Origin of the sequence: Pseudomonas sp. PS02303, from assembly GCF_029959925.1 — a bacterium.
In the GTDB taxonomy this organism is placed as follows: Bacteria; Pseudomonadota; Gammaproteobacteria; order Pseudomonadales; family Pseudomonadaceae; genus Aquipseudomonas; species Aquipseudomonas mandelii.
Map to the genome: position 1 here is coordinate 1 of NZ_JASCOM010000310.1, position 6,336 is coordinate 6,336.

A 6,336-nucleotide genomic window follows, 5' to 3' on the forward strand; every position below is an offset into this window, starting at 1 on the left:
GCGGCGATTCGAGCAAGTCGGATCGCCGCACCGCCACTCCCACATTAGTTATGTGGCTCAGCTGAAGGATTAACCCGCCATGGCCAACCGGTTACGCCCTTCGCGCTTGGCGACATACAGCGCGCTGTCGGCCCGACGCAACAAACTATCGGCCGATTCGCCGGGCAGCAGGGTCGAGCAACCCAGGCTGACCGTCAGCTCGATCTGATTGCCATCGGCTTTGTAACTCTGCGCCTGTGCCGCAAACCGCAGTCTTTCGCCGACCATGGCGGCGGCTTCCCGACTGGTGTTGGACAGGAGGATCAGGAACTCTTCGCCACCAAAACGGAACACCATGTCCACATTGCGCAGCTGGTTCTTGATCGAGGCTGCGACGCTCTTGAGTACGTCATCGCCCGCACTGTGGCCAAAATTATCGTTAACGTTTTTGAAGTGATCGATGTCCAGCATGAGCAGTGACAACGGCATCAAGTGGCGTCGCGACATCTCGATTTCACGCTCTAAGGTCTGATCCATGGCGATTCGGTTGCCGGTATCGGTCAACGGATCGCGCAGTGCACTTTGCGTCGCCGCGCGGTAGAGCAGGGCGTTACGCATCGGGAACAGGAGCGTGGACAGCAGCGATTCCAGATTGCTTTGTTCGTGGTCGCTGAATCGCTGATTGCGGCGGAACACCAGTTCACCCAGGTTCTCGCCTTCATGGCTGAGGCTGTAAGTGACGGAATGGTGGCCGCGATGCCCGAATTCCAGACGCAAGTCGCTGGCAGAGTGCTGATAAGTCAGCGCATCCAGCGGCACCAGGCGTTGAATCTCGCGGAAGAAAAGTCCGAGAATGCGTTGTGGCTCAAGACTGGTCTGCAGTTGCTGGCCAAGTTGCTGGCGCACTTGTGCAAGGCTGAATGGCCGCTCCAGAATGGGAGGTTGCTGACCAAAGCCCAGGCGTTGCAATTTGGCGCTGTCGAAGTCAATTGCGTTGGTCTGGGATGGTGATTTCATATGGCGTGAGCCCCTAAGCAGTAAGGCTGTCTTACAGGCTGGGTGAGAGCGGCTTTGGGCTGCGCGTCATACTGGTCCATCAGTCCCGTAGGACATTTGGCGCAAGTTTAGTCCGCTTTGCCGAATATAAGTAACCTATCGACTGAGGCGTCCGCCCGATTGCTTTCACACGGCGTGTCTGAGCAAAATTAGAGCGAAAGTCATGCCAATGAGTTCCTTTGAATAAAAATCCTTGAAAATCAACAAGTTGAAGGATTTCTGAAGGGTTTCAGGCAGAAAGGGCGGCGGCGTATTGACTTAAACCACTGCACTTGCGGGGTGCTTTAAGGGCCGCGCCGGGAACCCGGCGCGGTACAAAAAGCGACGTGCGGTTGTTACTGTGCGTTGAAAGCCTGGCCGTTGATGCCAGTGCTGTCCGGACCCATCAAGTAAAGGTAGACCGGCATGATCTCCTCGGGCGTAGGGTTGTTCAGCGGATTTTCACCCGGGTATGCCTGGGCGCGCATGCTGGTGCGGGTAGCGCCCGGGTTGATGCTGTTGGAGCGCACCGGCGCCACGGTGTCGACTTCGTCGGCCAGGGTTTGCATCAGGCCTTCGGTGGCAAACTTGGACACGCCATAAGCGCCCCAGTACGCGCGACCCTTACGACCGACGCTGCTGGAGGTGAACACCACCGAAGCGTCCTGAGACAGCTTGAGCAGCGGCAGCAAGGTGCTGGTGAGCATGAACATGGCATTGACGTTGACGTGCATGACGCGCATGAAGTTCTCGCCGGACAGCTGCTCGATCGGCGTGCGCGGACCAATGATCGACGCGTTATGCAGCAAACCGTCGAGGTGGCCGAACTCTGTTTCGATCATCGCGGCCAGCTCATCGTATTGATGAGGCAACGCGGTTTCCAGGTTGAACGGTATCACCGCAGGCTGTGGATGCCCGGCGGCTTCGATTTCGTCATAGACCTGAGTCAGATTGGCTTCGGTCTTGCCCAGCAGCAGTACGGTTGCACCATGGGCTGCGTAGGTTTTCGCCGCCGCAGCGCCAATGCCGCGACCTGCGCCGGTAACCAGGATGACCCGGTCCTTGAGCAATTCAGGGCGGGCGGAATAATCAAACATAAGAAACCTCACAACAATTCAACACAAAGGCGGGCACCGAAACTGTGGCGAGGGAGTTTGCTCGCGTTCGACTGCAAAGCAGTCGTAAATCACCAGATACGGTGTGCCTGACAGAATGCGTTTGTAGATAGAGGAGGCGCTTCGCACCCCAGCGGGAGCGAACTCCCGCGCCACAAAATCTGCGGTACTCAGCAGCTGCAAAGAGCGCTATCGAGCACCTTGCGCAACTCAAGCGGATGATCCACCACCACATCCGCCCCCCAATGCCGCGGGTTGTCGTCCGGGTGAATGTAGCCGTAGGTCACGGCAGCCGTTTTGGTGCCGGCATCGCGACCGGACTCGATATCGCGCAGGTCATCGCCCACAAACAGCACGCTGGCCGGGTCCAGGTCGAGCATCTTGCACGCCAGGATCAACGGCTCAGGGTCCGGCTTGCTGTTCTTGACATGGTCCGGGCAGATCAGCAGTGCCGAGCGCTCGGCAAGGCCAAGCTGCTGCATGATCGGCTCGGCGAAGCGCAGCGGCTTGTTAGTGACCACGCCCCAGATCAGGTTGGCTTTCTCAATGTCGACCAGCAGTTCGCCCATGCCGTCGAAGAGTTTGCTGTGAACCGCGCAACCGGCGAGGTAACGCTCCAGAAACTCCAGGCGTAATTCCTCGAAAGCCGGTGATTCCGGGTCCATGGAGAAGGTCACGGCGACCATCGCCTTGGCCCCGCCGGAAATCTCGTCGCGGATGTGCTTGTCGTTCACCGGCGGCAAGCCGCGATCGGCGCGCATCGCCTGGCAGATGGCGATGAAGTCCGGCGCGGTGTCGAGCAGCGTGCCGTCCATGTCGAAAAGGACTGCTCTGATACGCATCGGCTTACTCCTCGCGCAGGGTCTGGATCATGTAGTTGACGTCCACATCGGCCGCCAGTTTGTAGTGCTTGGTCAGCGGGTTGTACGTCAGCCCGATGATGTCCTTGACGGTCAGGCCGGCCAGGCGGCTCCAGGCACCCAGCTCGGAAGGGCGGATGAATTTCTTGAAGTCGTGAGTTCCCCGTGGCAGCAGCTTCATGATGTATTCGGCACCGATGATGGCGAACAGATACGCCTTCGGATTGCGGTTGATGGTGGAGAAGAACACCTGGCCGCCCGGTTTGACCATTTTGAAGCAGGCGCGGATCACTGAGGACGGATCCGGCACGTGCTCCAGCATTTCCAGGCAGGTGACCACGTCGAACTGCTCAGGCATTTCCTCGGCCAGCGCTTCGGCGGTGATCTGCCGGTACTCGACGCTCACGCCGGATTCCAGCTGATGCAATTGCGCGACCGCCAGCGGCGCTTCGCCCATGTCGATGCCCATGACGGTGGCGCCGCGCTGAGCCATGGCTTCGCTGAGGATGCCGCCACCGCAGCCCACATCGAGGACTTTCTTGCCGGCCAGGTTGACCCGTTCGTCAATCCAGTTGACCCGCAGCGGGTTGATGTCGTGCAGCGGTTTGAACTCGCTTTCGCGGTCCCACCAGCGATGGGCCAGGGCTTCGAATTTGGCGATTTCGGCGTAGTCGACGTTGCTCATGGTTTAAATCCTCTAAAACTTGAAAAATCCTGTTGCCCCGGAAGTCAGTCCGGGGAGGCTTACTGTTCAGTGTGGCCGCTGATGCGTTGACCCCAGGCCTTGGCGGTGGCGCAGAGCTGCTCCTCGTCCAGGCGAGTCAGGCGACGGTCGTCGAGCAATTGTTTGCCGGCGACCCACAGGTGTTTCACGCAGTCGCGGCCGGTGGCGTATATAAGCTGCGAAACCGGATCGTAGATCGGTTGCTGCGCCAGGCCCGAGAGGTCGAACGCGACGATGTCCGCGGCTTTGCCAACTTCCAGCGAACCGGTTTCAGTCTCGATCCCCAGCGCACGGGCGCCATTGAGGGTGGCCATGCGCAGTGCGCGATGGGCGTCCAGCGCAGTGGCCGAGCCAGCGACAGCCTTGGCCAACAGCGCGGCAGTGCGGGTTTCGCCGAGCAAGTCGAGGTCGTTGTTGCTGGCCGCGCCATCGGTACCGATGGCGACATTGACGCCAGCCTGCCAAAGACGCTCGACCGGGCAGAAGCCGCTCGCCAGCTTGAGATTGGACTCCGGGCAATGAATCACATTGGTGTTGCTTTCTACCAGCAGCACCAGGTCTTCATCGCTGATCTGGGTCATGTGCACGGCCTGGAAGCGCGGGCCGAGCAATCCCAGGCGGCCGAGTCGGGCCAGGGGGCGCTCGCCGCGCTGCTCGACCGATTGCTGCACTTCGAACGCGGTTTCATGGACGTGCATGTGAATCGAGGCGTCCAGTTCTTCGGCGATCACCCGGATTTTCTCCAGGTTTTCGTCGCCCACGGTGTAGGGCGCATGGGGGCCGAACGTGACTTTGATCCGCTCGTGGTGCTTGAGATCGCCGAACAATTCGACGCCCTGACGAATGGCCTCGTCCGCCGTGCTGGCCCCTGGAATCGGGAAATCGAGGATCGGAATGGCGATTTGTGCGCGTATGCCACTGTTATGGACACGTTCGCTGGCAACCTTCGGGAAGAAATACATGTCAGAGAAACAGGTGATGCCACCTTTGATCTGCTCGGCGATCGCCAGGTCGGTGCCATCGCGTACAAAATCTTCGTCGACCCACTTGGCTTCGGCGGGCCAGATGTGGTTTTCCAGCCAGGTCATCAGCGGCAGATCGTCCGCCAGGCCCCGGAACAGTGTCATCGCCGCATGCCCGTGGGCATTGATCAGGCCGGGGCTGAGCAACATGTCCGGCAACTCACGAACTTCGGTTGCGTTAAGCTTCAGCGCAGCCGCTCGTGGGCCGATAAACACGATGCGTCCATCGCGAATGCCCAGGCCGTGCTCTTTGAGGACAACACCAGCGGGTTCGACGGGTACCAGCCAGGTCGGCAGCAATAACAGGTCGAGCGCAGCGGCAGTGTTCGGCATCGAGGGTCGGTTCCAGTGCTTTTGTAAAGGATGGCGAAGTATACCCGAGCGTCTTCGCGGGGGGATCGCTATAATCGGCGGCTTTTGTTCATGAGTGCGGGGTGTGGGATGCGCGATCGACTGTTTGCTGCGGAGAAGGTGAAGGCCATCGATTGGCGTGATGGCGCCCTGTACCTGCTGGATCAGCGTATTTTGCCGTTCGAGGAAACGTGGATCGCCTGCACCAGCGCCGCTAGCGTGGCCGAGGCCATTCGCTCGATGGTGGTGCGCGGCGCGCCGGCCATTGGCATCAGTGCGGCCTATGCGATGGTGCTGTCGGCCCGCGCTCGCATAGCTGAGGGTGGTGACTGGCAGGCCGAGTGGGAAGAGGATTACGCATTGCTGGCTGATTCCCGTCCAACGGCGGTGAATCTGTTCTGGGCCTTGGGGCGCATGCGTGACCGCCTGGATCGTCTCAAGGGCGATGCGGATCCTCTCGCGGCGCTGGAGGCGGAAGCCATCGCCATTCATGAAAGCGATCGCGAAGCCAACCTGACCATGGCGCAATTGGGTGTGGACCTGATCCGCAAGCACCAGGGCAACGCGCAGGCGATCCTGACCCACTGCAATACCGGCGCACTGGCCACCGGCGGTTTCGGCACCGCGTTGGGGGTGATTCGCGGGGCCTTTATCGAAGGCATGGTCGAGCGCGTCTACGCCGACGAAACCCGGCCATGGTTGCAAGGTTCGCGATTGACCGCCTGGGAATTGGCCAATGAAGGCATTCCCGTGACCGTCAACGCCGACTCCGCCGCCGCGCACATCATGAAAACCAAGGGTGTGACCTGGGTGATTGTCGGCGCAGACCGGATCACCGCCAATGGCGATGTGGCCAACAAGATCGGTACGTATCAGCTGGCAGTCAACGCCATGCACCACGGCGTGCGCTTCATGGTGGTGGCGCCGAGTTCGACCATCGACATGAACCTGGCCAGCGGCGACGAGATTCCAATTGAAGAACGCGATGGTCGCGAGTTGCTGGAAGTCGGCGGCAAGCGGGTCGGGGCGGAGGTTGATGCGTTCAACCCTGTGTTCGACGTGACCCCGGCGGACCTGATCGATGCGATCGTCACCGAGAAAGGCATCGTCGAGCGCCCGGACACGGCGAAAATGGCGCTGTTGATGTGCCGCAAGCGTCTGCATTGAGAGCGTCCGGCGCCTTGTAAATCGACATCGCCAGCAGGCTGGCTCCCACAGGTTTTTTGATCGACACCGATCCTGTGGGAGCC

Annotated in this window: 6 protein-coding genes; 1 reads left to right on the plus strand and 5 read right to left on the minus strand. The window is 60.2% G+C overall.

Annotation, left to right across the window (positions count from 1 at the left end):
- Nucleotides 1-69 precede the first annotated feature (69 nt).
- The 5 genes from QMX98_RS31190 to QMX98_RS31210 all read right to left on the minus strand — a co-directional run bounded on the left by QMX98_RS31190 (nt 70) and on the right by QMX98_RS31210 (nt 5,068).
- A complete protein-coding gene (locus QMX98_RS31190; protein ID WP_010461702.1) occupies nt 70-996 on the minus strand; it encodes a GGDEF domain-containing protein in 927 nt (308 codons plus the stop codon).
- 374 nt (nt 997-1,370) lie between these two features.
- On the minus strand, nt 1,371-2,111 hold the full coding sequence (locus QMX98_RS31195; RefSeq protein ID WP_007899713.1) for a YciK family oxidoreductase: 741 nt from the start codon (nt 2,109-2,111) through the stop codon (nt 1,371-1,373).
- A gap of 188 nt (nt 2,112-2,299) precedes the next feature.
- On the minus strand, nt 2,300-2,971 hold the full coding sequence (mupP, locus tag QMX98_RS31200; RefSeq protein WP_282411907.1) for an N-acetylmuramic acid 6-phosphate phosphatase MupP: 672 nt from the start codon (nt 2,969-2,971) through the stop codon (nt 2,300-2,302).
- A gap of 4 nt (nt 2,972-2,975) precedes the next feature.
- Nucleotides 2,976-3,674: a bifunctional 2-polyprenyl-6-hydroxyphenol methylase/3-demethylubiquinol 3-O-methyltransferase UbiG gene (ubiG, locus tag QMX98_RS31205; protein WP_077747959.1), complete on the minus strand. Its 699-nt coding sequence runs from the start codon at nt 3,672-3,674 to the stop codon at nt 2,976-2,978.
- Between the two features lie 59 nt (nt 3,675-3,733).
- The gene (locus QMX98_RS31210) at nt 3,734-5,068 is read right to left on the minus strand and encodes a TRZ/ATZ family hydrolase (RefSeq protein ID WP_077747958.1); all 1,335 of its coding nucleotides are present in this window, start codon (nt 5,066-5,068) and stop codon (nt 3,734-3,736) included.
- A 108-nt stretch (nt 5,069-5,176) separates the two neighbouring features.
- On the opposite strand from QMX98_RS31210, the gene mtnA reads away from it, so the two are divergent.
- Nucleotides 5,177-6,253 (plus strand): S-methyl-5-thioribose-1-phosphate isomerase, encoded by a 1,077-nt coding sequence (mtnA, locus tag QMX98_RS31215; protein WP_282411908.1) that lies wholly within the window; start codon nt 5,177-5,179, stop codon nt 6,251-6,253.
- Nucleotides 6,254-6,336 lie beyond the last annotated feature (83 nt).

Bases quoted from the DNA above. Each gene is read 5' to 3' on its own strand.
- ubiG (WP_077747959.1), bottom strand. From the start codon at position 3,674: ATGAGCAACGTCGACTACGCCGAAATCGCCAAATTCGAAGCCCTGGCC.
- mtnA (WP_282411908.1), top strand. From the start codon at position 5,177: ATGCGCGATCGACTGTTTGCTGCGGAGAAGGTGAAGGCCATCGATTGG.
- QMX98_RS31210 (WP_077747958.1), bottom strand. From the start codon at position 5,068: ATGCCGAACACTGCCGCTGCGCTCGACCTGTTATTGCTGCCGACCTGG.
- mupP (WP_282411907.1), bottom strand. From the start codon at position 2,971: ATGCGTATCAGAGCAGTCCTTTTCGACATGGACGGCACGCTGCTCGAC.
- QMX98_RS31190 (WP_010461702.1), bottom strand. From the start codon at position 996: ATGAAATCACCATCCCAGACCAACGCAATTGACTTCGACAGCGCCAAA.
- QMX98_RS31195 (WP_007899713.1), bottom strand. From the start codon at position 2,111: ATGTTTGATTATTCCGCCCGCCCTGAATTGCTCAAGGACCGGGTCATC.